The sequence below is a fragment of the Listeria monocytogenes genome, from assembly GCF_041765605.1.
Classification (GTDB): domain Bacteria; phylum Bacillota; class Bacilli; order Lactobacillales; family Listeriaceae; genus Listeria; species Listeria monocytogenes_D.
The window spans coordinates 771,787-796,961 of the sequence record NZ_CP168900.1; the positions used below are offsets into that span (position 1 = coordinate 771,787).

General features: G+C 37.3%; 29 protein-coding genes and 1 pseudogene. 27 read left to right on the forward strand and 3 right to left on the reverse strand.

Annotation, left to right across the window (positions count from 1 at the left end; all coding sequences use genetic code 11):
* Positions 1-48 precede the first annotated feature (48 nt).
* Positions 49-444, forward strand: coding sequence for a DUF4064 domain-containing protein (locus AB2Q86_RS03865; protein WP_012581759.1), 396 nt, complete (start codon positions 49-51; stop codon positions 442-444).
* A 110-nt stretch (positions 445-554) separates the two neighbouring features.
* Here AB2Q86_RS03865 and AB2Q86_RS03870 read toward each other — a convergent pair whose 3' ends face one another.
* Entirely contained in the window at positions 555-2,333 is a 1,779-nt protein-coding gene (locus AB2Q86_RS03870) for a MucBP domain-containing protein (protein ID WP_014598968.1), read from the reverse strand.
* Positions 2,334-2,863: 530 nt separating this feature from the next.
* Here AB2Q86_RS03870 and AB2Q86_RS03875 point away from each other — a divergent pair.
* From AB2Q86_RS03875 to AB2Q86_RS03885, 3 genes and pseudogenes are all read left to right on the forward strand, one after another.
* Positions 2,864-4,795 (forward strand): MucBP domain-containing protein, encoded by a 1,932-nt coding sequence (locus AB2Q86_RS03875; RefSeq protein WP_012581757.1) that lies wholly within the window; start codon positions 2,864-2,866, stop codon positions 4,793-4,795.
* 153 nt (positions 4,796-4,948) lie between these two features.
* Positions 4,949-5,458: a helix-turn-helix domain-containing protein gene (locus AB2Q86_RS03880; protein WP_012581756.1), complete on the forward strand. Its 510-nt coding sequence runs from the start codon at positions 4,949-4,951 to the stop codon at positions 5,456-5,458.
* Between the two features lie 12 nt (positions 5,459-5,470).
* Positions 5,471-5,548: pseudogene (locus AB2Q86_RS03885) on the forward strand (hypothetical protein); the annotation flags it as partial.
* A gap of 13 nt (positions 5,549-5,561) precedes the next feature.
* Here AB2Q86_RS03885 and AB2Q86_RS03890 read toward each other — a convergent pair.
* Positions 5,562-6,221 carry a Crp/Fnr family transcriptional regulator gene (locus AB2Q86_RS03890; protein WP_012581755.1) on the reverse strand — a complete coding sequence of 220 codons (660 nt, stop codon included), beginning with the start codon at positions 6,219-6,221 and terminating at the stop codon, positions 5,562-5,564.
* 261 nt (positions 6,222-6,482) lie between these two features.
* On the opposite strand from AB2Q86_RS03890, the gene AB2Q86_RS03895 reads away from it, so the two are divergent.
* The 5 genes from AB2Q86_RS03895 to AB2Q86_RS03915 are packed head-to-tail and all read left to right on the forward strand — an operon-like array spanning position 6,483 to position 10,781.
* Positions 6,483-6,860, forward strand: coding sequence for a GntR family transcriptional regulator (locus AB2Q86_RS03895; RefSeq protein WP_012581754.1), 378 nt, complete (start codon positions 6,483-6,485; stop codon positions 6,858-6,860).
* Positions 6,844-7,533, forward strand: a complete 690-nt coding sequence (locus tag AB2Q86_RS03900) for an ABC transporter ATP-binding protein (RefSeq protein ID WP_012581753.1) — start codon at positions 6,844-6,846, stop codon at positions 7,531-7,533. Before AB2Q86_RS03895 ends, AB2Q86_RS03900 begins: the two co-directional genes overlap by 17 nt.
* A complete protein-coding gene (locus tag AB2Q86_RS03905; protein WP_012581752.1) occupies positions 7,530-8,234 on the forward strand; it encodes a hypothetical protein in 705 nt (234 codons plus the stop codon). Before AB2Q86_RS03900 ends, AB2Q86_RS03905 begins: the two co-directional genes overlap by 4 nt.
* A 14-nt stretch (positions 8,235-8,248) precedes the next feature.
* Complete coding sequence (locus AB2Q86_RS03910) at positions 8,249-10,249, forward strand: ATP-binding cassette domain-containing protein (RefSeq protein WP_012581751.1); 2,001 nt, start codon at positions 8,249-8,251, stop codon at positions 10,247-10,249.
* A 28-nt stretch (positions 10,250-10,277) separates the two neighbouring features.
* Entirely contained in the window at positions 10,278-10,781 is a 504-nt protein-coding gene (locus tag AB2Q86_RS03915; RefSeq protein WP_003732907.1) for a hypothetical protein, read from the forward strand.
* Between the two features lie 150 nt (positions 10,782-10,931).
* On the opposite strand, the gene AB2Q86_RS03920 is transcribed toward AB2Q86_RS03915, so the two are convergent.
* On the reverse strand, positions 10,932-11,231 hold the full coding sequence (locus AB2Q86_RS03920; RefSeq protein ID WP_014589022.1) for a hypothetical protein: 300 nt from the start codon (positions 11,229-11,231) through the stop codon (positions 10,932-10,934).
* 63 nt (positions 11,232-11,294) lie between these two features.
* Between AB2Q86_RS03920 and AB2Q86_RS03925 the strand changes: the two genes are divergently transcribed.
* The 18 genes from AB2Q86_RS03925 (at position 11,295) to lplA2 (ending at position 25,043) form a co-directional block, all read left to right on the forward strand.
* On the forward strand, positions 11,295-11,636 hold the full coding sequence (locus tag AB2Q86_RS03925) for a hypothetical protein (protein WP_003732909.1): 342 nt from the start codon (positions 11,295-11,297) through the stop codon (positions 11,634-11,636).
* Positions 11,637-11,742: 106 nt separating this feature from the next.
* Entirely contained in the window at positions 11,743-12,030 is a 288-nt protein-coding gene (locus tag AB2Q86_RS03930; RefSeq protein ID WP_012581748.1) for a hypothetical protein, read from the forward strand.
* Entirely contained in the window at positions 12,027-12,233 is a 207-nt protein-coding gene (locus AB2Q86_RS03935) for a helix-turn-helix transcriptional regulator (RefSeq protein WP_003721866.1), read from the forward strand. Before AB2Q86_RS03930 ends, AB2Q86_RS03935 begins: the two co-directional genes overlap by 4 nt.
* Positions 12,226-12,741, forward strand: coding sequence for a DUF6773 family protein (locus tag AB2Q86_RS03940; protein ID WP_003721867.1), 516 nt, complete (start codon positions 12,226-12,228; stop codon positions 12,739-12,741). The genes AB2Q86_RS03935 and AB2Q86_RS03940 overlap by 8 nt, the downstream gene beginning before the upstream one ends.
* 54 nt (positions 12,742-12,795) lie before the next feature.
* Positions 12,796-13,092, forward strand: a complete 297-nt coding sequence (locus tag AB2Q86_RS03945; protein ID WP_012581747.1) for a hypothetical protein — start codon at positions 12,796-12,798, stop codon at positions 13,090-13,092.
* Between the two features lie 95 nt (positions 13,093-13,187).
* The gene (locus AB2Q86_RS03950) at positions 13,188-14,024 is read left to right on the forward strand and encodes an alpha/beta fold hydrolase (protein ID WP_012581746.1); all 837 of its coding nucleotides are present in this window, start codon (positions 13,188-13,190) and stop codon (positions 14,022-14,024) included.
* Between the two features lie 125 nt (positions 14,025-14,149).
* Positions 14,150-14,830 (forward strand): Crp/Fnr family transcriptional regulator, encoded by a 681-nt coding sequence (locus tag AB2Q86_RS03955; RefSeq protein ID WP_009925098.1) that lies wholly within the window; start codon positions 14,150-14,152, stop codon positions 14,828-14,830.
* Between the two features lie 80 nt (positions 14,831-14,910).
* Entirely contained in the window at positions 14,911-15,522 is a 612-nt protein-coding gene (locus AB2Q86_RS03960; protein WP_012581745.1) for a nuclear transport factor 2 family protein, read from the forward strand.
* 114 nt (positions 15,523-15,636) lie between these two features.
* The gene (locus AB2Q86_RS03965; RefSeq protein WP_012581744.1) at positions 15,637-16,458 is read left to right on the forward strand and encodes an SGNH/GDSL hydrolase family protein; all 822 of its coding nucleotides are present in this window, start codon (positions 15,637-15,639) and stop codon (positions 16,456-16,458) included.
* Entirely contained in the window at positions 16,430-17,335 is a 906-nt protein-coding gene (locus tag AB2Q86_RS03970; RefSeq protein WP_009925081.1) for an ABC transporter ATP-binding protein, read from the forward strand. Before AB2Q86_RS03965 ends, AB2Q86_RS03970 begins: the two co-directional genes overlap by 29 nt.
* Complete coding sequence (locus AB2Q86_RS03975; RefSeq protein WP_012581743.1) at positions 17,328-18,308, forward strand: ABC transporter permease; 981 nt, start codon at positions 17,328-17,330, stop codon at positions 18,306-18,308. Before AB2Q86_RS03970 ends, AB2Q86_RS03975 begins: the two co-directional genes overlap by 8 nt.
* 126 nt (positions 18,309-18,434) lie before the next feature.
* Entirely contained in the window at positions 18,435-19,325 is an 891-nt protein-coding gene (locus AB2Q86_RS03980; RefSeq protein WP_012581742.1) for a VOC family protein, read from the forward strand.
* Positions 19,322-20,281: a ring-cleaving dioxygenase gene (locus tag AB2Q86_RS03985; RefSeq protein ID WP_003730042.1), complete on the forward strand. Its 960-nt coding sequence runs from the start codon at positions 19,322-19,324 to the stop codon at positions 20,279-20,281. Before AB2Q86_RS03980 ends, AB2Q86_RS03985 begins: the two co-directional genes overlap by 4 nt.
* 6 nt (positions 20,282-20,287) lie before the next feature.
* Positions 20,288-20,896: an alpha/beta hydrolase gene (locus tag AB2Q86_RS03990; protein ID WP_003724479.1), complete on the forward strand. Its 609-nt coding sequence runs from the start codon at positions 20,288-20,290 to the stop codon at positions 20,894-20,896.
* A gap of 9 nt (positions 20,897-20,905) precedes the next feature.
* On the forward strand, positions 20,906-21,526 hold the full coding sequence (locus AB2Q86_RS03995) for a flavin reductase family protein (RefSeq protein ID WP_012581741.1): 621 nt from the start codon (positions 20,906-20,908) through the stop codon (positions 21,524-21,526).
* 327 nt (positions 21,527-21,853) lie between these two features.
* Positions 21,854-23,110, forward strand: a complete 1,257-nt coding sequence (hflX, locus tag AB2Q86_RS04000) for a GTPase HflX (protein WP_012581740.1) — start codon at positions 21,854-21,856, stop codon at positions 23,108-23,110.
* A 65-nt stretch (positions 23,111-23,175) separates the two neighbouring features.
* Positions 23,176-24,048, forward strand: coding sequence for a metallophosphoesterase (locus tag AB2Q86_RS04005; RefSeq protein ID WP_012581739.1), 873 nt, complete (start codon positions 23,176-23,178; stop codon positions 24,046-24,048).
* A 5-nt stretch (positions 24,049-24,053) separates the two neighbouring features.
* Positions 24,054-25,043: a lipoate protein ligase LplA2 gene (gene lplA2 / locus AB2Q86_RS04010; RefSeq protein ID WP_012581738.1), complete on the forward strand. Its 990-nt coding sequence runs from the start codon at positions 24,054-24,056 to the stop codon at positions 25,041-25,043.
* The last annotated feature ends 132 nt before the right edge of the window (positions 25,044-25,175 follow it).

Consider the following 25,175-nt stretch of genomic DNA (forward strand, 5'->3'; position numbering starts at 1 on the left):
TAATGGTATACTAATAAATGACTATTTAAAAAGGGAGGTTTTATCATAATGAATCCAAGAAAGCCAGAATTTATCTTAACATTAATCGCAGGAATTACAGGTATTATCGCTGGTATTACAGGAATCGCAAGTGGAGGTCTTCTTGCTGCTCTTTCTGGGAGTGAAGAATTATCCGAAACAGCGGCTATGACTACTGCTGACACTGAAGCACTTGCTGCTATGGGTGGCTTAACAGTAATTTTATCTGGAGTTGCTTTAGTAATTGGGATTGCGCTTATTATTTTTGCAGTATTAATCAAACGTAATGCAAAGGTATTTGGAATCTTAACGCTAGTAGCTGGTATTGGTGGTTTCTTCTTAGTTAACTTACTATGGATCGTTCCAGGCGTACTTGCAGTTATTGCAGGAATTATGTGCCTAGCGAGAAAAGTACAAACGATTTAAAAGAGAGTTTAGAAAAGATGGATTGTAACAATTTGAGAAATCATTTTGTATACAGTCTATTTTTTTATCCATTAAAAAGACGATAAACATCAGTTTATCGTCTTTTTGTATTAATGGCTATTTTTTCTCCATAATATGATAGTTGAAGCTAGAAGAAATAGGCCTGCTAGTGTTGAATCTAATGGTTTTGTATCGCCTGTCTTAGGTAATTTCGGCTTATTTGCAGCGCTTATTTCTGTTGGAGCAGAAGTTGAATTATTCCGCTTTACACTTAAAGTGGAGCCTTTTTTTAGTAAATTTTTCTTTTTTTCATAAACATACTCAATCGTTTGTGTTTTATCGGAGAATGTCCCTTTTGCATTAGTTGGGGTTGTTTTTAGTTTGTAACCCGTAATTGTTTCGGGTGAAGTAGAAAAAGGGTCTCCAATATTCCCTTTTAATAAGGTTTGGTCGGCTAGTTTTTCGCCGGTATCACTAATGTAATTGACTGTTACGGGTTCGGCCGGAATGAGTATTTTTTGATAAATGTAATTAACTGTTTGCGCATTCGCTGTTAATTTTCCGTTGGCATTTGTAGGTGCGCTGACTAATGAATAACCGTCAATTGTTTTTTCAAGAGATACATAAGGGTCATCAATAAACCCAGTAAATGTTTCGGATGGCGCTAGTTCTTTGCCTTTATCATCCACGTAATTAACAGTGACTGGCTCCGCGGGAACGGGATCTTTGGAATAAATGTATGTGACTGTTTGTGGTTCTTTCAAAAAAGTACCGTTCGCATTTGCAGGCGTTTCCGTTAGAGTATAGCCAGTAATGGTTTTAGGATTAGACGTGTAATTTGCATCCAGTAAACCTTCTAATGTGTCGATGGGTGCAAGCGTTTCGCCAGTAGTGCTTTTATATTCCACTGTAATATCAGCGCCTTTTGGGGGAGCTTCCACAACAATCGGAACGCGAACTTTAGCGAATGGATTGGATTTGGTAGACAAAGTGCTTTTGATTGTGATGAAACCGGGACCTTCTTTTGTCGCCACACCGTTTTCGAGAGTGGAGGAGCCGTCATCGTAGTATTCAAATTCATGTGCGTCAAAAAGGGCTTTATTGGAAGCGAGTCCTAGCTTAGATTCATCGGGACTTAGTTGCTTAAAGTCTGTATTAAAAGGTACGGTAATAGGTTCGCCGTTATAAACTAATTGATCTTGACCTTGTTTATAAGAATAATGTTCCAGCATATTTCCACCATTGTTGTAATTATCGAGATAGTCTGCGGGAATATCTGATGTAATTTGATTTCCTGCAAGGGAAGTAAGTAATGGTCTAAGCCCAAGTGGTGGCCAGTAGCCACTTGCCCAATCAATAGTGAAAAATTCAGTAGGGATAGAAATCAATTGATTATTTTGAAGCCCTAAGCTACTTAAATGAGAGGACATAGAAGTGAGTTCAGGCGGTATTTCCTTAATGGAATTATTGGCTAATTGCAATGAATCTAAAACTGGCAGCTGGAAAACCACCATAGGAAATTCAGTCAAATTATTTTTATATAAATTCAAAGTAGTAATCTTTTTTAATTCAGCTAAGTTATCTGGTACTTCCGTAATCGTTCCCATCTGTACAGTTAATGTGGTCAAATTTTTAAAATCAGTAATTTTTTCAGGGAATGAAGAAGCGTTTTCGACATCTAATGTCGTCATGCTTTCCAAATCTTGTAAATTTACTTCTTCGCGGCTTTTATTTAACCGGCGTTCGACAGCGTTAATAAATGGTTCGTTGCCGTCAAGTTCTTGTTCTAGCCATGAAGTAGATTGTTCCGCATAAACATTCGAAAAAATAAGGGAAATTAGCGTTGCAAATATTGTGAAGCTAGTGAGGATTAGAAAAGTTTTTCTCAAGAAGTGTCGCACATCCCATCTGTTATTCTTGTTTTTGTCATTTATTAGTCAATTATAGTATGTTTTTGACATAATTAAGTACTAAAAATAGACTTGCGATACAGGTTGGCGCGGTTTAAATGTGACAATTTATTGACAGAAACTCAAAAACGAAGAAAAGTGGAAGTTTGTTCAAAAATAAGTTGAATTTAAGTGATTTTTAACGTTTTTGGATGCGTTTGAAAAAGGTGTTGGGGATTTTTAGGATGTTTATTTTGATTTTTATTTTGTTGTAAAACAAGTAATATCAATCGTTTTGAGTGATTTTGGTTTTGTTTCCATGTTTATTTCCAATAAATTATTTTCGATGTTTTTTGTTGAAATGTGTCAAAAATAATTGCTTGGAAATGGAGGTGGAAGCTGTTTTTATGATATAAAACGTTCGAAAAATGTTCACAAATAGGAAATTTCGCTACTTAGGAAGGCATTTTTGAGTGGCTGTTTAGCGTATAATTTTAGGCGTAATAAATATTACTGGAGGTTATACACGAATGAAAAAAGCATTTCTATGCCTATCCGCTGTTGTTTTGTCATTAAATTTTGTGTGGGTTAACCCACTTTCTGGGTTGGCATCCAAAATCGAAACAACAAAATTGAAATCAACAATGGATACAAACCAACAAGTTAATTTGAAAAATAATGCAACCGATATTGTTACTTCGGAAGATTTAGGAGGGCAGACGTGGTTGATTAATGAAGTAAACAGACAATTAGCACCTAAAAAGGTCGGTGTGGATTTAACATTTGACGATTTGGCTAAAATTAAGATCATTTCATTGAGTAATAAATCGCTTACTGGTGAAGTACCACCAGAGATTAAAAATTTAGTATCTCTTGAGAAATTGCTTTTATATTCTAATAAGCTATCTGGAGAGATTCCTGCTGAATTAGGAGAATTAACGAATTTATCAGAACTTCGATTAGACTACAATCAATTCACTGGAAAAATTCCTGATGGACTTGGAAATATTTCTGAAATCGCCTTACAAAGTAATCGTTTAGTTGGGCAAATCCCTTTAAGTCTCTATGAAAATAGAACTGGTGAAAATGAAGTGAATGTTTCGGGAAATCAAGTGACAATTAACAGTAAACAATCAGAGCCAAGTGTTTACTCAGCCTATACGTTTGTCTATCCAAGTTCAACGCCTGAGTATAGCGGGCATATTAAAGCAAATAATTCTTTTATTTCTAATCTAACTAATGATATGAATCTTACACCGTTTTTAAAAAACAGTCCTACATTTATTAATTTACAAGCAGTATATATGTTTAACTCGGAATTGTTTGATGGGCATGATGTGACGATTACCGATACGAATGATGGCAAGGTGCTTTATGACGGAGCTCTGACGTCGGATATTAGCATTCCGTTAACGAATTTTAAATCAGGCATACATGTGATTAATGTGATGCTTGATAATGCACCCAATAATCCTCAAAATCAAACTACTTTCTTAATCGATATTTTACCTGTCGCTGCTCATGATTTGACGGTGAATTATGTGGACAAAGCAGGAGCAGAAATCCATGAACCACAAACGGTAAGTGGCAATGTGGGGGATGATTATGATGTAACAACGCCAGAATTTGAACTCTCTATTGATAAATATGAATTAGATACGGAACAAATGCCGACAAATGGAATTGGAACGCTCAGCTCTGAAGCGCAAACAGTCACGTATGTCTATAAAAAAATGGAAGGCGCACCTGTCACAGTAAAATACGTAGATGAAAACGGCAACGAAATAACTACTTCTGACACTTTAACCGGAAAACTAGATGACTCTTATCAAGCAAAAGCGAAAGAAATTGCTGGATTTACCTTAGATAATAGTAAACTACCAGCCAATGCAAGCGGCGTTTTCGAAACAAATCCACAAACAGTTACCTATGTGTATCAAGCCGTTCTAGCCACAATTAAAGCGCATGATTCTACGATTTATGTAGGGGATAAATGGAGTGCAGAGGATAATTTTGATAGCGCAGTAAATTCTGTTGGAGCTGCAGTTTCCTTTGATGATTTAGAAGTAGAAGGGACTGTGGATACGACGAAAGCTGGCGTTTACCCAGTTACTTATAGTTTTGCTGGAGAATCTGTGACTATTAACGTAACCGTAAAAGCAAAAGACCTTCCAGCACCACCAGTGACACCTACAAAACCAGTGGCGCCTATCCAACCAACTCATCCAGACCAACCAAACATTCAAGCGGCACCAGGTGAACATCAAGCTTCCACCGATAAGCCGGAAGCATTAAAAGTAACCGCAGCACAAAAGGAACAACCTACAGTAGCGGGAAATTTAAAACTGCCAACTACTGGGGATAATCTCTGGGATAGTGTGCTGTATAGTGTATTTGGTTTAATAGCAGTATGTGTCGCATTCAGTTTATTCTTCAGGCGTAAAAAACAAAAGCATAGCTGAAATATATAAGAACTAGGCTGTCTATTTTAGAAGAGTGATGTGCCAAACAGCATATCATGGGTGTAAATTTGAATGTTAATATGCGTTGCTTGTAGCAATGGACGGGTTCTCATACAATAGTGATAACAACTGAAAGAAAGGCGGTTATCTCTAATGTTAAACGAAAATATTAAAGCAATCAGAAAATCAAAAGGACTTTCGCAAGAAGAAATTGCCATCAAACTGAATGTGGTGCGACAAACAATCTCTAAATGGGAGCAAGGATTGTCAGTTCCTGATTCCGATATGTTAATCTCCATATCGGAAGTGCTTGAAACACCAGTAAGCACTTTGCTTGGAGAAACTGTTATGGTTTCAAAGGTTGATGACGTAAAAGCAATCTCCGAAAAACTGGAGATTATAAACTTACAGCTTGCACAAAGAAAGACAGCCAGACGAAAATTGCTTTATTGGCTATTTGTCTCGTTGTGTGCCATTATAGCAACAATTTCAGCGGTCTTTATAATACTAAATAGTCCTTACCTAGGGTGGGATTATAGTGACCCTGAAACTAGCGTTATCGGAGTAGCTTTTCATACATTTGAATGGTTGTTTGTCAGATTAGCACCGATTATCCTTATAGGAGGAGTCGTTGGAATTTTTTTAACGCGGAAGAACGTATAAAATCGTACTATCTTTGATGCTTTGAAGAAGAAAAGTTTCTATTGGTATAAAAATGTAATTGAAACTAATGGAAATGATTTAAGTTATTAAATTAATATAAATCTCATATATCCAAAGAGTCCTTATCAATTCGATAAGGGCTTTTTTTGTTGACCAAAAATTCTTCTTCTACAAGTTCGGTTAGCAAATTGGATATGTTTGGCTGCGTTGTGCGGCAATATCTGGCAAGGACTGACTGGTTGATAAAGTTTGGTAACACGATTTCATTTTTTTCCTCATCTTCTGAGCCCATCTCGACGGCAAGATTTTCCAAAGCCATGTAAATCCGTTCTTTCGGCGTTTTGGCAATCATTCCAAGAAGTGCATAGTGGCGAGCGAAAACATCCGCAATACTCGTCAAAAGAAAATCATTCACATCAGGTTTGATCGATAATATGTTGAGTAAAAAGTCAGTATCTATTTTATAAAGCACCAGACTTTTACTCATAACAGTAATACTATGTTTTTTCTTTGGATAAGAGGAGAATGCATCAATTCCTAAAATATTATATGGAAGAACAAATATCGAAATATAGTTCGTTTTTCTCAAATTATCCTCTAATTCGACTGCAGCATAACCCTCTAATACGAAAAAGATATGTTTTGCCTTTTCTTCCTCAAAAATTATTTTTTCATTCATTGTATAGGTTTGCTTTTTTACATGTTTATAGTAATCCGGAAATTCTTTTAAATAGCCAAGTACGGTATCAAGTTTTTCTGACATTAGCGCCACTCCTTTGCGGATTTGTTTACCCTTTATTATACGCTATTTATGTAGAAAAAGATTTTTGAACAGTTTGTGACGTTCTCTAAAGTAGCGCTTAGTATATATTCCTGAATAGAAAATATTTTTTAACGAAGCAAAAAAGCTTTTTTTCTATATTGAATATATAAATCGTGTCAGAATCCTTTGATATAGTACATTCATAGCCAGTGTGACCCAGATGGTACGGTGATACGGACAGACAGGCGGAAGGAGGAAATGATGAAGTTTGATGATAGTAAACCCATTTATAAACAAATCGTTCATTATATTCATACAGAAATTGTTACAGGAATTTACAAAGCTGGTGACAAGCTACTATCTGTAAGAGAGCTAGCAACAAAGTTAGAAGTAAATCCGACAACCATCCAGCGAGCTTATGCAGAACTGGAAGAAGCGGGGATTATTTTCACCGTTCGCGGTACTGGTAAATATTTGACAGAAGATAAGAGGAGAATGGAGCAATTGGAAAATGACATCGCAAAACAACTTACCGAAAATTTTATTAGTGAAATGAGTAAATTAGGAATTAATAAAGAAAAAATCATCGCTTGGGTGAAAAAAGTAGAGGAGGTAAAAGTAAATGTTAGTGGGGAATAATATCGCTAAATCCTATCCAAATAAATTAGTCTTACAAAATGTGGACTTCGAAGCAAAACCAGGCGACATGATCGTGCTCTCTGGTGAAAATGGTAGCGGGAAAACGACTTTGCTAGATATGTTAGCAAATTTGAAGAAAACGGATAGTGGCACATTACAACTAGATAATGAAGTTTTCATAAAAAATGAAATCCGTCAGCAAATCGCTTATTTAAATAATGAACTTTACGCTAAAAAAAGTACTACTATAGAAGAATTTATGAAACAACATGCGCTTCTTTTTGAAAATATGGAGTTAGATAAGTGGGACCAATTACTTGCTGGATGGCGAATTAACAAACGCCTAAAACTTGGCGAACTATCAACAGGCATGTTAATGAAAGTGAAAATTGGTAGTGTTTTAGCAAGAAAAGCCAAATTGTATCTTTATGATGAACCTTTTGCGAGTATCGATATTGTGGCTCGTTCAGAAGTAATGAAAGCTATTATTAGCGAAACAGAGCCAGACGCTATCACGATTATTTCTTCGCACCATTTAGAAGGAACCGAAAAACTATACAACAAACTTTGGTTAATTAAAGATAATACATTAAAAACAATAGAAACAGAAACTTATCGCGAGGCAACAGGCAACTCATTAATCGATTTCTATAAGGAGGAAATGAACAAATGACAAAAATGATTACTTTTTATTTAAAACAAATTAGTCCTATTCTTTTGATTGGACTTGCACTTATCTTCGGGCTGAACTTTCTAGGATTCACGATAAATCTGCTGGAGGGAGCGGATTTGCTTTTTAGAGCAATTCGAGGGACGACGGTGATGAGCTTGATTCTCGTTCTTATCACGACTTGGAAAATCACGAAACTAGACACATCGAAAGAAAATGTAACACTTGCTTCTCTTTCTGGATTTTCAGAAACAAAGAAATTTTTCGGAAAACTATTTGCTGCTTATTTATCAGCAATTTGCGTTATTTTACTTCAAAGTGCCTTTATTTGGTATTACGGTTTTGAAACAGGGCGGATTGAAGCAGGCGATGCGTTATCATTTGTATCTGGAACGCTGATGATGTTTTTGTTTATCGCTATGTTTGTTTGTTACTTTGTCATTCCAGTAGGTTGGTTAAAAGATCATGTAAAGGCGAGTTCTCTTCAAAAAGCGGCGGTCGTTTTACTTCTTTTTGCTATCCTAATTGTCAATTTACTAGCTGAATATTACTTGCATATTTATAACAGTGCGGGAATTATCTCTATTTTGCCAAATGGTCATTTTGAGATTTCGCTTCTTTCTATTATTTGGAATGTAGGATTATGTTCAGTTATTGCAGGCAGCTATATCTACATGAAGTCTAAAAAAATGGATACTATTTGAAAGTAGGAGAATAAATGTTAGAAGTTAAACACCTTAAAAAATCTTATAAGTTAGGAAAGAAAAGCGAAACACCAGTTTTGAAAAATATCAATGTAACCATTCAAGACGGGGAATTTGCAGCAATTATAGGAAAAAGTGGTAGTGGGAAGTCTACGTTACTGAATATTATAAGTGGGCTAGATACCGACTATTCCGGACAAGTTTTATACAATGGCGATGATTTACAAGATATAGACTTAGACGCCTATCATCTTAATCATATTGGTTTTATTTTTCAAAGCTTTCACCTAGTTAACCACATGTCTGTTATTGAAAATGTCAAAATTCCTTTATATTTGAATGCTGAATTATCGGAAAGTGACCGAAATGCGAGAGCACTCGATTTGCTGAGACAAGTCGGATTAGACGAATTTGCTAGTAAAAAACCAACACAACTTTCTGGCGGACAAAAGCAACGAGTAGCAATTGCGAGATCACTTGCCAACAATCCAGATATGATTATTGCGGATGAACCAACCGGAGCACTGGATAGCGTTACTTCAGCTGAAATTATTCAACTGCTTAAAGATTTGGCCGCAAAAGGTACAACCGTCATTATCGTCACCCATGATTTAAACATTGCAGACCAAACTGATGCGGTATTGCGGCTAGCAGATGGAGAAGTAATTTCATTTGAACGAAAAAAAGAAGTTACACAAAAAGTTACCCACAAAAATGAAAAAAAGTTACGTCTAAACTGGTGGGCGACTGCTAAAATTTCTTTTAAAAGTTTTTTCAATAGAAAGTTTAGGAATTTGCTTGTAGCACTTGGAACCTCGATTGGTATTATCGCTATTTTGTTAGCATTTGGACTTGGAAATGGAGTGAATCAAAGTCTTTCAAAGATTTTTGGAACAACTTTTTCACCTAACCAGATTACAACTTATTATAAAGAAGATGGTGGCTCGAGATCACCTGAACCAACTACTCCGCTAACGAGTAGTGAAATTAAGAAAATTAAGCAATTGTATGAAGCTGAAAATATTACTGAAATTTATGAACGAACTACTATCCAAGGAATTAAATTTGAATATGATGGTCAATATTTGAAAGATATTTCTGCCGAGATGCAAGAAGCTAATTTTAAAGCATCACGCTATGAAGATTTGACTGTGAAAGATGAGTACCTTCTAAGCGGGAAAATGGTGACAAATAATGAAACCGGAGCAGTCATCCCGTCAAGTGTAGCAAGAGCTATTCTTGGAAAAAAGGATTCTGATGAATTAACAAAAAGTGACGGTGATAAACTGATTGGTAAAACAATAACCTTAGTTTATGCCGGAAGAAACAGCGATACAAAAAATACGGTCAAAATAGAAACAACCATTTCTGGTATTACAAATCCATCTAAGGAAGGTTTTGCTAGAGGATTTGATGTTTCCACAAAAACAATGAACGATTTTATTAAAACGACCGGTATTGAAAAACCGATTTTATCTGTAGATGCATTCACAAAAACGACAGCAGAAGCAGAAGAAATCGTTGAGAAATATGAGGATAACAAAGATTGGGCGAATTATTCGATTACAAACGCGAATGCTTTCGTAGATACATTTAGCCAGTTTACCGATATTATTGTGTACTTGATTGCCTTTATTGCAGGTCTTTCACTTGCAGTAGCTGGCGTGATGATTGCTATTGTGCTTTATATCGGTGTGGTGGAACGAACAAGAGAAATCGGTGTATTCCGAGCAATTGGTTATCGTAAACGCCATATTCGCGGACTTTTCATGATGGAAGCAAGTTATATTATTATTTTAGCTAATGTGCTATCAAGTCTTGTCGCTGTGACAATTGCAAAAATAGCTAGTCCTATTTTAGAAACGAAAATTGGCTTTGAAGATATGATTCATATTTCGTTCTGGAATTTCCTTGTTACACTCGCAATAACAATAACAATTGGCTTTATTTTCTCGATTTATCCAAGTAATAAAGCAGCAAAATTAGATGCAGCAGAAGCTTTAAGATCAGAATGACCCAACTAACAGAAAAGAGGAATTTAACATGAAAAAACCACTAAAAATCAGCTTAATCGTCGTAGGAATCGCCGTAGTCATATTTGCAGGAGTGATGCTATCCTACCGTTTTATTAAATCAATGGATGTTACTGAAAATGCTGAAATAAATAAATCAGCTACAGGAGATCATGTATTACTTGCAACTCAAGGTAGTAAATTCAAAGACAGTGTAATGGACCAAGTGAAAAAAGACATGGAAGGCAAAAACGTGCATGTTTCCATTATCGATACAACAAAATTAGACAAAGTAAAAGCAGATGATTATGACAAAGTAGTTCTATTCACTACAGTGCAGTCCGATGATATCCCAGAAAACGTATCGACTTTTATGAATGATAATAAAGATAAAAGTATCCATATTGCGGTAACAGCAGATTCTGGCCGTTGGGATGATAAACCGAAAGATATTGATGCAATTTCCGAAGCATCGAAAGCAGAAAACAAACAAGATTTCGTGGACGATTTGACAAAAGCAATCGTGGCGGAATAAGACTAACAGAAACACCCATCCTTAGGCAGTGGCTCATAAGGAAGTAAATGAACTTATTGATAGTGACAGCTAACAAACAGATAATGTAAAAGCGTAATATGATGGAATAAAAATTCCTCGTATTGCGCTTTTATTTTTTGAATTATTTTTCTAATTCGCGATAAAATCTTCCGTTATCCGTTGTCTTTTCTTTGCTAAGTAAGTAATTGCTATCAGTAAAATAACTATTATCAGGAATATGCTGGAAACGAGCAATCTGAAATTTCTAAGGGTAGTAATTCCTTTTAATTCTTTTTCTGCCAATTTATTTAGTAATGTTGAATAGCCTTCGCGATTTTTTTTAACCTCTTCAACAATTGTAGTGGTACTAATTCCAAAATCTAGTTTCATTTTTTCATTGGTGAAATAATAGCAAATGATGATTATGATGGAAATACAACAGTATTTCATATTATTAACATTGAGACCTTAGTAACAAGTAACTTCCTCTTTGAAAATAAAGATGGTAAAAATATGTATCAATCATTAAGTAACATAATAATAAACTTGCAAGCAAATAAGGATTTATTGTTACAGCAAGATAATGAAGTTGATAGAATTAAATCTATTTTACCACTTGTGGTTGCTAGGAACAGTATTATTGAAACATTAGGTAGAAATCCAGTTTGGGGTATTTCATTAACTGATGATGTGAACAACTTAAAGATTGATAATCAACTAGTTACTGAAGTTATTCCGTTTGATTGGAACAACGAAACATTGTACCTATGCTACTTTAGTGGCCTGGAAAGTAGTAATAGTCCTAGTGAGATGGGAATAAGTTTTCAGTTAGTAAATATTTTTTCTTTGTCATAAAACCTAATATATGTAAAATAAAACATTTTTCATGTCAAGTATATTTGACATAATGTAAAGTGGGTGCTATGATAAATTTACAAACAAAAGAAAAGGAGCATGTTTTATGGAAATGAACGCTAGTTTTATTGGGTTATATGCAATTACAGTCTATTATCTATATGGGTATTTGGAAAAACGTGAACGGTTAGAGTGGTTGTTACTATTACCTGTTTTGATGGCACTTACTATAACAATTACAAATACAAACGCTTATTATGAGAACATAGTGACGAATCCCTTAGAACAAAATATTGTAAGCTTTATCGCAAGTTTTATAATTTTGGTAGTATGTCTCACTATTCCAGTTAGTATTGTACTATTTTTCAGAAAAAGAAAAGGTGAGGTACAATGAAAAATATTAAGATGAAAGTTGCTCGAGTGGAAAAGGATATTTCACAGGAAGAGCTCGCAAAACTTATTCATGTGTCTAGGCAAACGATTAGTTCAGTGGAAGCGGGAAATTATAATCCCACGCTGAATTTATGTATTGCTATTTGCAAGGCGTTAGGAAAAACGCTTGATGATTTATTTTGGGAGGAAGATGACAATGTTTAAGAATTTATTTAAAAAGCCGAAAATGAAGGATGAAATGCTTGAAATGAAGCAAAATCAATACGGCGCACGAGCTTTTAATATGATGATTATAATAGTAGCAATCGTTATACTTATCAAAGCAGTGGTATTAGAAGCGAGCATCAGTGAGCTTTGGGTTGAATTATTATTGCTCATCGTTGGTGGTGGCTATTATTTTTACTCAGTGCTGAAAAACAATGTTCCATTTATGCCAACAATTTCGCTGAAACAAACAATCAGATTGGTTTTCTTGATATCAGCGATTTTCGGTATAAGCGTTGGTATCCGCAATGTCTTTTTCCTTTACGCAGATAATATGTCGGGAACCGAATTGAGTTATCAAATGATGATGTTTTTCTTTATTAGCTTGTTTACTGCAATTGGGAGTGGTGTTATATTTGGTGCCTTAGCTTATTGCTTATACCAATTATCGAAATGGCAAGAAAAAAATATTATGAAAAAAATTGAAGTAGAAAATGCTGAAGATTAAAAATAATAGAAGTCCTGAATAAGATGGAATTATTTTACTGCAACTGGAAATTGTTTGGATATTGCCAAGTGGTTTGACAATGCCGAACTTTATTCAATTTCACAAGTTTTAAAAGAAAATGCGGCTCGCTTTGAAGACGATTGTATTGGAATTATTTTTCCTTGTTATAATTTTGCCGCATCTCGCATGGTTTGCGAGTTTAATGAGAGAATACAATTAGTTAGTCAATACATTTTTGTTATTGTCACTTATAGTAATACGGCGCTAATGTGCGCCTCTACCGAACTATATGAACACTTCCTTATGAGCACCTACCATTTGGTGGGTGTTTTTTGGAAAATAAATCCATAACAGCTTTCTCCTTTCGTAACCACGGTTACAGACGAAATCACAAAAGCTATCTATACTAAAGTTAGATTTTAGATAAATTAGAGGAGATGGTCATAATGAGCGTTTTAAACATTGAAGGAGCAAAATTATCGTATCAGAAAGTCGGACAAGGTCCTATTCTTATTTTTATACCGGGAGCAAATGGAACTGGAGATATCTTTTTACCACTGGCAGAGCAATTGAAAACATCTTTTTCTGTTGTAATGGTAGATCGTCGTGGGTATGGGGACAGTGAGTTAACAGCAGCTATACCGGAGCGCGCTAGTCATGCATATGATGATTACCGAGTGACTAGAGATGCTGCTGATATTGCTGCACTCGCAAAAGCGTTAAGCGACGTGCCTGTTTATATTTTAGGGTCAAGCTCTGGTTCAATTGTTGCTATGCATGTCTTGAAAAATCACCCAGAAGTTGTAAAAAAAATAGCCTTTCATGAGCCACCAATCAATACATTCTTACCAGATTCGGAGATGTGGCAAGAAGCGAATGAAAAGATTGTACAAACTGCCCTAACTAAAAATATGGCAGAAGCAATGCAACTTTTTGGCGAAACACTTCATATTGCCACCATTGACGCAGAAAGCATGTCGAAACCAGCCGTAACAATAGACGAAGTGACAAAAGATTCAACCACGCAACAAATGAAATACTGGTTCGCTTATGAAATCCGCCAATATACTAGCTCTAATATATCTTTAGACGATTTCAAACCATATGTTCATCAGATTACGTTACTTAATGGTACCGATTCAAAAGGCTCATTCCCACAAGATGTTAATGCCTTTATAGCCAAACAACTCGGATTAACTATCGTGGATATTCCAGGCGGTCATTTAGGTTATATTCAAAAACCAGCCGGATTTGCTAAAGTACTTTTGTCAATCTGGGGATAAAAATAAAAAATTCTGCTAAAGGTTAAATTTAGCAGAATTTTTTTGATGCAGTCGTAATTGCTATTTAAAAGAAAGTGGTCTATGCTTATCGTTAAAAGTAACTTTCATTTTAGAGGAGAAGCAAAATGAACATTCGAACTGAACTACAAAATAGCCAATTATGCGAAGGATTAACAGAAGCTCAATTAAGTGAACTGATGAATAAAATTACGGTTAAAGAAAAGCACTATAAAAATAATGAGATTTTATTTTATACAGACGAAGTAACGAAAGTATATATTTTAGTTAAAGGAAATGCGGCCATTGCTAAAAATACAAGTAGCGGTAAGCGGATTCTAGGTAAAAATGTCACAGAACCTGGAGAACTGGCTGGGGAGATTTATTATTTCTCGCATCGTAATCCATTTTGGGACTACGCGATCGTGCTTGAACCGACAACAGTACTAGAAATTAGCGGCATTGACCAAGGAACTCTTCAAACCTTAGATTTAGCTTTACAAAACCAACTATTAGTCAATTTATTAAAAAGTGTTACTAGAAAATTTGAATATATAGGTGAAAAGGTACGAATGGTTTCAGAAGACTCTGTTCGTGCAAAAATAAGCAATTATTTATTTGGCATCCAAGACGATGATGGCAGTATCGAATTAACAGAAACAAGAGAAGAAATTGCCGACTATCTTGATATTACAAGACCTTCACTTTCGAGAGAACTTGGCAGAATGCAAAAAGAAAATATTATTCGTATCGAAGGAAGTAGCGTTATTATTTTAGATGCGATTATATTTGATACTTTTATTGAGTAACTAGTAACCAGCGTTACATCTTTTCGTATGCGGTAATGGTAAGCTATTCGTATTAAAAGAATGAATACGGAGGAGATTACATGTTATTAACTAGAAACGAACCTTTTACCGCAGAAAAAATACAAGCAAAGGCAGACATCCTTGAGCTAGTTCAATTTGAACGATTTTGCCGCGATAATGCACTTTGGGACGCAATGGAAACCTGTTTTACAAAAGATTCAAACGTAAAAATTTCCTGGTTTCAAGGAACTGGGCATGGCTTTATTGAGGCATCAAAGAAAATGACCAACCCTGCACCACATAAAATATACAATATCCAAGTTTGGATTAAGAACGACCGAGCTGTGGCGATAATGCAAGCCACTATCCAAACACGCACCATCATAAATGGAGTAGAAATGGAACTTAATTCTGACGCCAAATTAGTGACACGAGTAGAACGAATCGATGGCAAATGGTACATTAATGCATTTGAAGGAGTTTATGAGAAAGACTCATTGATGCCAGTGGTTCCAAGTAAAAATGCTGATGTTCCTGCTGAGTTGTTAGCTAATTTTAGAAAAAGCTATGCTTGCCTAGCACTTTCATTAACATTAAACGGTTATGAGATTGATAATAATCTTCCCGGCATTGATCGCCCGGAGCAAGTGACTCAATTTTTCAAAGAAGCTGATGAGTGGTTGCTCCAATAATTTAAAAAGGATAGCTAGTTTTTACTAGCTATCCTTTTTAAATGAAGGAGTCTCATTTTAAAATATGCTATACTTAGTGAAATATAAACCTCATGAAACGGTAGGTGGTTGTCAGTGAAAAAGAGTAAGACGGTTCAAATTCTATTAGTTTTTTCCGTTGTTGCGTTAATTTTGAGCATGGTTGGGGTGGTATCAATTTGGTATGGGCAGAAAAATCATCAAACGAATAATGCGAAAACCACCGCCAAAAAAGAGACTACAGTAACGAAAAAACAAGATATGTTTAAAATAACGGCGCTCGGTGATTCGCTTACATATGGCGTTGGCGATACAGAAGGCGGCGGGTATGTCCGAGTGGTGGAGAATTTCTACAAACAAAAAGAGAAAAATGTCGAGAATGTCAATCTTGCTATTAGCGGGGCGAAATCAGACCAGCTTCTCAAACAATTAGATCAAAAAGAAGTGCAAAACCAAATAAAATCAGCAGATGTTATTTTAATGACGATTGGCGGAAATGATTTGTTTCGCGGCGGGGAAGCGCTAGATGATTTTAAAAGCGATGCGATTAAACAAGCCGAAGCAAGTTATACGAGCAATCTAAAACAAATTTACCAAACGATACGGAATTTAAATCCATCCGCGCCAGTTTTTCATATTGGGCTGTATAATCCGTTTATGTCGTTAGAAAATGCGAGCGAAATGTCGGCAGTTGCGAATGAGTGGAACATGCAAAGTCAAAATCTATCTCAAAACGAGAAAAATATCATTTATGTTCCGACTTTTGATTTATTTCAGCAAAATGGGGATGCATATTTAGCGACTGATAAATTCCATCCAAATCATGCCGGATATCAGTTTATCGGTAATCGGGTGACGGAGGTTATAGAGACGGGAGGAGGAGAAGGCGATGACGGAGCGAGCACTTCAAGTAACTAATCTGCATAAAAAAATTCGTAAACGAGAAATTATCAAAGGTATTTCTTTTGAAGTAATGCCCGGGGAAGTTTTTGGGTTTCTTGGACCGAATGGAGCTGGGAAAACGACGACGATTCGAATGATTGTCGGCTTAATCAAACCAACGTCTGGAACGATTTTAATTGGTGGCAAAGATATTCGCAAAAATTTCACCGAAGCAATGCGAGGTCTTGGTTCGATCGTTGAAAACCCGGAATTTTATAGCTTTTTAACAGGACAAGAAAATTTGGCGTATTTTGCCCGAATGGATTCTTCGATTAAAAAAGAACGTATTCAAGAAGTAACCGAGCTAGTTGGGCTAGAAAAGCGGATAAACGACCGAGTTTCTACGTATTCACTTGGTATGCGCCAACGTTTAGGGATTGCTCAAGCATTACTTTCGAATCCGAAATTATTAATTCTTGATGAACCAACAAACGGTCTCGATCCATCTGGAATTCATGAAATGCGCGACTTTATCCGTGCTCTGGCTAGAAATGAAGGTATTAGTGTACTTGTTTCTTCCCATTTATTAAGTGAAATTGAACTTTTATGTGATCGGGTGGCGATTATGACGGACGGGACGATTATTAAAACCGACCAAGTTGCGCACCTGCTCAGTTCTCGTGCGCAATTACGCTGGCGGGTGACTCCAATAGAACAAGCCAAAGCCTTTTTGGAAAGTGTGACCGAAGTGGAAGTGGACGGGGAGTACCTAGTGACAGCTATGAATGAGGAAAGTGCAGAGTGGAACGAACAACTCGTTGCAAAAGGCATCAAAGTCCATGAAATCGACAAGCGAAAACCATCCCTTGAAGATCTATTCCTTGAGTTAACGGGAGGTCAGTCTATTGATTAATTTAGTGTATAATGAGCAATTAAAACTTTGGCGCAAAAAGCGACTCATCGTTATTTTAGCGTTGGTGGCAATTATTGTAGCGATTTTCACGTATGCGCAATTCAGACATCATCAAGAAGATGAAAAGCAAGCTGGGACAAGCGATTGGCATGTACAGACTCAGCAACAAATCGTCGACCTTGAAAATCGACTTGGCACAGGGCGGCTTCCCGAAGAATATCAAAAATATTTTAAAGTGCTTGTCGGGCAACTACAATATTATTTAGATCATGACATCAACCCAAATGCACCTGGAGCACCAACTTTCCTAAAAACGTTTGTTGAAAATGGTATTAGTTTATTGTTTCCACTTTTTATCATGGTTATAGCAGCCGATTTAATCAGTGCTGAAACAAGTGCGGGAACGATGAAGTTCTTGCTGACAAGACCTGTGAAGCGATGGCGGATTTTGACGAGTAAATATGTTTCAATGTTGCTTTCGATTTCCGCGATTATGGTGTTGTCTGCCGTTATTGCCTATCTGATTTCTGGGATTGTCTTTGGCTACGGTGGCTGGGACGCGCCAGTTCTCACCGGATTTGGCATGAAAGATGGTGCTGTGACAACAACAGATGTGTACCAGCTTCCAGTTTGGCAATTACTACTCATGGAATTTGGACTTGCGTGGTTTGTCAGTATGGTGGTCGGCGTGTTAACGATGTTTGTATCGGTGCTCGTCCGCTCTACAGCCGCTGTAATGGGGATTATGCTTGCTTCCCTTATTACCGGAACGATTCTAACCAACCTTGTCAGCTCTTGGCCAAGCGCGAAATATTTATTTATGGTTAATTTACAACTAACGAATTACTTAAACGGCTCCAGCCCACCCGTCGAAGGCATGACATTGAATTTCTCGATGCTCGTGTTAACCGCGTGGATGCTAGTCGCATTCGTTTTATCCTATTTTATTTTCACCAAAAGAGATGTGTATTAAAGAGCGCTTAGTGGCGCTCTTTTTTGCGGTCTTTAAAAGTTACTTACTTTTTGTGAGCATAAAACTTTTCTTTTTAATAGTTTAGTTATAAACTATAGTTAGTAATCAAGAAGGAGGTACAAACAAATGATTAAAGGCATTCATCACGTATCCGCGCTAACGAAATCATTTAGCGAGAACCATCATTTTTATTCAGACATATTAGGGCTACGGCTCGTAAAAAATACAGTAAATCAAGACAATATTCACATGCGCCACCTATTTTACGGGGACTATACAGGAAGCCCGGGTACCTTGTTAACATTTTTCGAAGTACCTCGCATCGGCTCAAGCTACAACGAACGCGCCTTTTTCGGCAATATCACCCTAGGAATACCAAAAGACACAAACTCTTACTGGGAAAAAAGGCTAAACGATTTTGCCATTTCTTTCATAAAACAAGGCCAGACTTTAACCTTACAAGATCCCGATACAATGGGCATCATCCTAACGGAAATACCAGAAACCATTTCTAACCCAACCATCCACACCGATATCCCAGCCGAAAAACAAATTGTTCGGATTATCGGCGCTGACTATCACGTGCCAGATCCGGCCGCGACCAGCCAGTTTTTCACGGATTTATTTGGCTTAGAAAGTCAGAATGGGGTATTAGTAGATATGAGTGAGATGAGTTTTGCGAAACTTCACGCCACAAGTTCAGACAAAAAATCCCGAACAGGCCGCGGAACAATTGATCACATTGCCTATACCGTTGAAACCAAAGAAGCAGTTGATGAACTTCACGATATAGCCGTTCGAAACGATTTGGAAATTGAAGAATTCGTTGACCGCGAGTATTTTAAAAGTTTATATATCCGCGAACCAGGTGGTCTTAGGATTGAATTTGCAAGTGCTGGCCCCGGTTTTACAATAGACGAACCACTAGAAACAATGGGCGATAGACTAGCTTTACCAAGCTTTTTAGAAGAAAAAAGAACAGAAATAGAAACTTATTTTGGAGGAGATTTATCATGATTAAAGATTTAAAAGGAATTCACCACGTAACAGCAATGACAAGTAGTGCGGAGAAAAATTATGCGTTTTTTACAGAAGTTTTAGGAATGCGTTTAGTGAAAAAAACCGTTAACCAAGACGATATTCATACGTATCATTTGTTTTTCGCCGATGACAAAGGTTCAGCAGGAACGGATATGACATTTTTTGACTTCCCTAATTTACCAAAAGGACGTCACGGGACAGATAGTATTTCTCGCGTAGCTTTCCGAGTACCTAGTGATGCGGCGCTTGAATACTGGCTTGACCGTTTTGAACAATTAGAAGTTCCTCATAGCGATATCAAAACTCTATTTGGCAAAAAATATCTGACATTCCAAGATTTTGACGACCAACAATTACAACTGATTTCTGATGAAAATAACGAAGGGGTTGCAGCTGGAACTCCATGGAAAAACGGACCAGTTCCAGAAAAATATGCAATTTACGGTTTAGGACCAGTATTTTTAACGGTAGTTTCGCTCAAAAACATGGAAGCGATTTTGCAAACGATTTTTGGCTTTAGAAAAGTGACAGAAGAAGACGGTCTTCATTTATATGAGGTTGGCGAAGGTGGTAACGGGGCGCAAGTGATTGTCGAAGAGCGTACCGATATCCCAGCTGCAATGCAAGGCTACGGCGGCGTGCACCATGTAGCTTTCCGAGTAGAAGACCACGAAGAATTACAAAAATGGATTGATCGCATGAATACAATTGAAGCACCTAATTCTGGCTATGTAAACCGCTTCTACTTTGAATCATTGTATGTACCAGTTTCAGAACGAATTTTGTTTGAATTTGCAACAGATGGTCCGGGCTTTGCAAGTGATGAACCATACGAAACACTCGGTGAAAAATTAGCCTTGCCACCATTTTTAGAACCAAAACGAGCAGAAATTGAAAAAATGGTACGTCCGATTAATACGAAACGGAGCTGATAAACGATGGAACACATTTATATTCCAGGGAAAAATAAGGATTTAGCCCCACTATTACTACTTCACGGGACAGGCGGCGATGAAAAGTCGCTTGTCGAAGTGGCGGAATTTATCGCAGGTGACGCGGCTGTTTTATCGTTGCGCGGTGATATTAAAGAAGGCGGAGCAAATCGGTTTTTTAAAAGATTTCATGATGGTAGCTTAGATTTAGAAGACTTGGAAAGTAAAACCGCAGAATTAATCACTACAACACGCGAACTGGCTGAAAAATATCAATTGGATTTTGAACGAATGATTGCAGTAGGGTATTCAAATGGCGCAAACATCGCAGCCAACGCGCTACTACAAGCAGAAGATAGTTTCCATAAAGCGATTTTGTTTCATGCGATGCCAGCTGGAAATAAACAACCCGAATTTTCTATTAGCCACCGCAACGTATTTCTGTCCGCGGGCTTAAATGATCCCCTTATTACTGCGAAAGCCTCCGAAGAATTGGTGGAAATACTCGAAAAACGGGGCGCGAAAGTCGAGACAGTTTGGACAGCAGCTGGGCATTCTCTTACTATGGAAGAACTTGAAGAAGCAAAAAAATGGTATCAAAATAACCAGAAATGAGGGAAGTAGATGACTATTTTTAAAAGTGCTGATTTATCTCAAAAAGAAAACTACAAATTTTTAACTGGAAGTATTATTCCGCGACCAATTGCTTTTGTAACAACGCTTGCTGAAGACGGGGTGACGGTTAACGCCGCCCCGTTCAGTTTTTTTAATGTTGTTTCAAGCGAGCCAGCGATAGTTTCGATAGCTGTTCAACGCGCGAATGGCGAGCAAAAAGATACAGCGAGGAATGCGGCTTTTACGAAAGAATTAAATATTCATATTGTTAGTGAGTCTTTTGTGGGAGAAATGAATAAAACCGCCGCTCGACTGGCACCAGATGTGAGCGAAATCGATAAGACAAGCTTGTATTTAGAGCAAGTTCCTGGAATGAAAACACCGAAGATTTCCGAGGCCAATATCGTGCTTACAGCTAAACTAGAACAAATTATTCCGATTAAAAATGATGCTGATGAAATTGTTTCTGATTTAATTCTGGCACGTATTTTGACATATGATTTCGCAGACGAAGTGTTTGATTCTGAGCATCACTATATTTTGCCAGAAAAGCTTGAACCAGTTGCCAGACTCGCTGGAAATGACTATACAAAACTTGGCGATATTTTCCGGATTGAAAGGCCAAATTAACGAGAAATAGTTGCGAAACAAAAGCGACCATGTTAAACTAGGGGCAACTTAAATGAACGGAGGGTTGCCCATCATGCGTTATATTAGACTACGTTTCCCAAAAAATCTATGCAACTAATTTAATAGTGCGGGAATATCCATGCTTATTTAGTATGGGTAACGGGATTGGTCTTGCGTGCATGTATGGCACCCAAAATAAATATGGGTAGAATGAAGGTGGAATGCGCTTCATTTGAAAGCAAGCTAGTATCTTTGGATGCTATTTTTGTGTTTTCTTCTACTCAAAAACCCTGACCGCGCTGAATCTATTTCAGGAGGTCCTTTTTTATGGAGAGAAAAGTATTAATCGTTGGTATAAGTCAAAAACAAAAAGATTTTGATTATTCAATGGAAGAATTAGCCAATTTAGCGGCTGCAAATAATATGGAAGTAGTAGGTGAAATACGGCAAAATATCGATCGTGAAAATCGCGCCACGTATGTTGGGAAAGGAAAAGTGGATGAAATCAAAGGGCTCGCAGAAATGCAGGATGCTCGCTTGATTATTTTTAACGATGAGCTTTCGCCGTCGCAAATTAGGAACCTAGAAGAAGCGTTGGAACTGGATGTAATGGACAGAACAGGCTTGATTTTAGCTATTTTTGCGAACCGAGCAAAAACAAAAGAAGCCCAACTTCAAGTCCAAATCGCCAAATTACAATATGAACTTCCGCGGATTTTTGGACAAGGGGAAGATATGGACCAACAAAGCGGAAAGGGCGGGCTTAGCAACCGTGGTTCAGGTGAAAAGAAAATCGAAACCGACCGCCGTACCATCAAACATCAAATCCGCCATTTACAAAAAGAGTTAGACATGCTCGTAGATGATCGTGAAGTACGTCGTCGCAAACGGAAGAAAAATGAGATTCCTGTAGTATCGCTCGTTGGTTATACGAATGCTGGAAAATCAACGACAATGAATGGCTTAGTACGTGCATATAGCGAAACTGCAGACAAGCAAGTTTTTGAGAAAGACATGCTGTTTGCCACGCTTGAAACGAGTGTGCGCGAGATTGTTTTACCGGATAACAAGCAATTTTTACTCACAGATACGGTTGGCTTTGTTAGTAAACTGCCACATCAATTAGTGAAAGCATTCCGTTCCACTTTAGAAGAAGCGCGCGATGCCGATTTGCTCATTCATGTGGTAGATTATTCGGATCCGCATTACAAAACAATGATGAAGACGACGGAAGAAACGTTGAAAGCAGTTGGAGTGGAAGATGTTCCAGTCATTTATGCATACAATAAAGCGGATCTTTTAGAAGACGAAATATATCCAAAACAGACGGAAAATACGATTGTCTTTTCAGCGAGGGAAGAAGAAAGTTTAGTCTTTTTAACCGAAGTGATTCGCAAAGAATTGTTTGCCAGCTATGAAAAAGCAACCTTCTTAATTCCGTTTGAAGCGGGGCAAGTTGTCGCTTATTTAAATGAGCATGCCGATGTTTTAGAAACCGAATACTTGGAGAATGGTACGCAGATTGTGGCGGAAGTAAGCCCGGCTGATTTACAAAAACTAGCAGAATACCAAATTGCTGAATAAAGCGAGTTGCCCCTTAATTTGCTATAATGAAACATACAGCAAATTTAGTGAGGAGATTTCTAGCTATGAAAAAAACTGGATGGGGTATACTTGGCGCAGTTGCTGCTTTTACAGGCTATGCATACTGGTCAACCAAACATTTAACTGTAACAGATTATGAAATAGTATCAGATAAAATTCCAGCAGAATGGGACGGCGCAACTTTTGTTCAGTTGTCTGATCTGCATAGTGCAAGTTTTGGTTTATATAATAATCCTTTGCTTAGTATGGTGAATGAACTAGCGCCGGATGCTGTTTTTCTAACAGGAGATATGATTGATGGAGATGAGTCGCCGTTTGTTGCGATGGCAGTTGTGCGCAAGTTGGCAAAAGAATTTCCCGTCTTTTATGTGAGCGGAAATCATGAGGGAAGAAGCGCTTTTTATGAAGATTTTAAAGCAGATATGGAAAAACACCATGTCGCTGTCCTTGAAAATGAACGCTATTTTCTAAAAAAAGATGGCGCCGCAATTATGGTAGCAGGCGTCCGGGATCCTCGTTTTGTAAGAGAAGACTGGGCTGAAAAAGAACTGCCAAAAGAAGTATGGGAAGAAGCGGCATTAAAAGAAGCTTTAGACGATGCGACAGCTAATTTATCACCGGATTACTTTACGATATTACTGGCGCATCGTCCGGAGTTTTGGCCACTATACCAAGCCTATCCAATTGATTTAGTATTATCTGGACATGCGCACGGCGGTCAATTTAGACTACCTTTAACAGAAGGCCTTTTCGCGCCGGGGCAAGGTCTCATGCCAAAATGGACAGCAGGGATTCACCGTGCTGGCGGTAAAGCACTTATTGTGAGCCGCGGCTTAGGAAATGTCACGAAACTACCGCGTTTATTTAATGACCCAGAAATCATTCGAATGACACTTAGAGCAAAAGGGGATGCTTAGGAAAAGTGATTTATTTAGATAATGAAGATGTACTCGATCAAGCGTACAACTTTGCAATGGAAGAATATGCGCTTCGTTCTTTAGATGAAAATGAAACGTATTTTATGTTTTACCGGATGAAGCCGACGATTATTGTTGGTAAAAATCAAAACACGCTGGAAGAAATCAACCATGCTTTTGTCAAAGAACATCATATCGACGTTCTCCGCCGTTTATCTGGTGGTGGGGCTGTCTATAACGATGAAGGCAACATAAGCTTTAGTATGATCACAAAAGATGACGGGAATAGTTTTCAAAATTTCGCAAAGTTCACAGAACCAGTTATTCGAGCGCTCCGCAAGCTTGGTGTAAATGCAGAACTGAGCGGTCGGAATGATATTGAAGTGAATGGCAAAAAGATAAGTGGCAATGCGCAATTTGCAACAAAAGGTCGACTATATAGCCATGGCACTTTACTTTTCGATGTCGATTTATCCATGCTCGAAAAAGCATTACAAGTGGATCCAGAGAAATACTTGTCCAAGGGTGTTAAATCTGTACGCAGTCGTGTAACAACAATTCGCGAACATTTAGCAGAAGATATCGATATTCTAACCTTTAAACAAATTCTACTGGAATCTATTTTTGAAACGAAAGATATCCCACGTTATACTTTTACGGAAGCTGACAAGCAAGGAATCGAAAAATTACGCACAGAACGTTACCGGAATTGGGATTGGACATATGGTAAATCACCAAAAGCTACCATAAAATGCAAAAAAAGATTTCCAGCCGGAACCATTGAATTCCAGGTATCACTTGAAAAAGGTCAAGTCAAAGAAGCAACTATTTATGGCGACTTTTTTGGTACAGAGGATGTGGCTGAATTAGCTGGGAAAATAATCGGCTGCCGTTTTGAACGAGAAGAAGTTGAAAAAGCTTGGAATGCAATTGATACAAAAGCCTATTTTGGCGGAATTGAAAAAGAAGCGATTTTAGCGATGTTATTTGAATAAAAGACGTCTAAAAAACTCTAAGAAGAAATTTCTTAGAGTTTTGTTGTTACTACAGCAAAAAGAGGTTACAAACTTTAATAAATCTAGAACTCGTGTTAAACTTAGATTTAGAAAAAAGGAAAAGGTGTAGAA

What these genes read in the sequence shown, in the direction of transcription:
- AB2Q86_RS03865 (WP_012581759.1), top strand. Translation starts at nt 49, where the DNA reads ATGAATCCAAGAAAGCCAGAATTTATCTTAACATTAATCGCAGGAATT.
- AB2Q86_RS03910 (WP_012581751.1), top strand. Translation starts at nt 8,249, where the DNA reads ATGTTAGAAGTTAAACACCTTAAAAAATCTTATAAGTTAGGAAAGAAA.
- AB2Q86_RS03875 (WP_012581757.1), top strand. Translation starts at nt 2,864, where the DNA reads ATGAAAAAAGCATTTCTATGCCTATCCGCTGTTGTTTTGTCATTAAAT.
- AB2Q86_RS04005 (WP_012581739.1), top strand. Translation starts at nt 23,176, where the DNA reads ATGAAAAAAACTGGATGGGGTATACTTGGCGCAGTTGCTGCTTTTACA.
- AB2Q86_RS03960 (WP_012581745.1), top strand. Translation starts at nt 14,911, where the DNA reads ATGTTATTAACTAGAAACGAACCTTTTACCGCAGAAAAAATACAAGCA.
- hflX (WP_012581740.1), top strand. Translation starts at nt 21,854, where the DNA reads ATGGAGAGAAAAGTATTAATCGTTGGTATAAGTCAAAAACAAAAAGAT.
- AB2Q86_RS03935 (WP_003721866.1), top strand. Translation starts at nt 12,027, where the DNA reads ATGAAAAATATTAAGATGAAAGTTGCTCGAGTGGAAAAGGATATTTCA.
- AB2Q86_RS03990 (WP_003724479.1), top strand. Translation starts at nt 20,288, where the DNA reads ATGGAACACATTTATATTCCAGGGAAAAATAAGGATTTAGCCCCACTA.
- AB2Q86_RS03940 (WP_003721867.1), top strand. Translation starts at nt 12,226, where the DNA reads ATGTTTAAGAATTTATTTAAAAAGCCGAAAATGAAGGATGAAATGCTT.
- AB2Q86_RS03985 (WP_003730042.1), top strand. Translation starts at nt 19,322, where the DNA reads ATGATTAAAGATTTAAAAGGAATTCACCACGTAACAGCAATGACAAGT.
- AB2Q86_RS03900 (WP_012581753.1), top strand. Translation starts at nt 6,844, where the DNA reads ATGTTAGTGGGGAATAATATCGCTAAATCCTATCCAAATAAATTAGTC.
- AB2Q86_RS03880 (WP_012581756.1), top strand. Translation starts at nt 4,949, where the DNA reads ATGTTAAACGAAAATATTAAAGCAATCAGAAAATCAAAAGGACTTTCG.
- AB2Q86_RS03920 (WP_014589022.1), bottom strand. Translation starts at nt 11,231, where the DNA reads ATGAAATACTGTTGTATTTCCATCATAATCATCATTTGCTATTATTTC.
- AB2Q86_RS03915 (WP_003732907.1), top strand. Translation starts at nt 10,278, where the DNA reads ATGAAAAAACCACTAAAAATCAGCTTAATCGTCGTAGGAATCGCCGTA.
- AB2Q86_RS03905 (WP_012581752.1), top strand. Translation starts at nt 7,530, where the DNA reads ATGACAAAAATGATTACTTTTTATTTAAAACAAATTAGTCCTATTCTT.
- AB2Q86_RS03895 (WP_012581754.1), top strand. Translation starts at nt 6,483, where the DNA reads ATGAAGTTTGATGATAGTAAACCCATTTATAAACAAATCGTTCATTAT.
- AB2Q86_RS03970 (WP_009925081.1), top strand. Translation starts at nt 16,430, where the DNA reads ATGACGGAGCGAGCACTTCAAGTAACTAATCTGCATAAAAAAATTCGT.
- AB2Q86_RS03930 (WP_012581748.1), top strand. Translation starts at nt 11,743, where the DNA reads ATGGAAATGAACGCTAGTTTTATTGGGTTATATGCAATTACAGTCTAT.
- AB2Q86_RS03950 (WP_012581746.1), top strand. Translation starts at nt 13,188, where the DNA reads ATGAGCGTTTTAAACATTGAAGGAGCAAAATTATCGTATCAGAAAGTC.
- AB2Q86_RS03890 (WP_012581755.1), bottom strand. Translation starts at nt 6,221, where the DNA reads ATGTCAGAAAAACTTGATACCGTACTTGGCTATTTAAAAGAATTTCCG.
- AB2Q86_RS03980 (WP_012581742.1), top strand. Translation starts at nt 18,435, where the DNA reads ATGATTAAAGGCATTCATCACGTATCCGCGCTAACGAAATCATTTAGC.
- AB2Q86_RS03955 (WP_009925098.1), top strand. Translation starts at nt 14,150, where the DNA reads ATGAACATTCGAACTGAACTACAAAATAGCCAATTATGCGAAGGATTA.
- AB2Q86_RS03995 (WP_012581741.1), top strand. Translation starts at nt 20,906, where the DNA reads ATGACTATTTTTAAAAGTGCTGATTTATCTCAAAAAGAAAACTACAAA.
- AB2Q86_RS03925 (WP_003732909.1), top strand. Translation starts at nt 11,295, where the DNA reads ATGTATCAATCATTAAGTAACATAATAATAAACTTGCAAGCAAATAAG.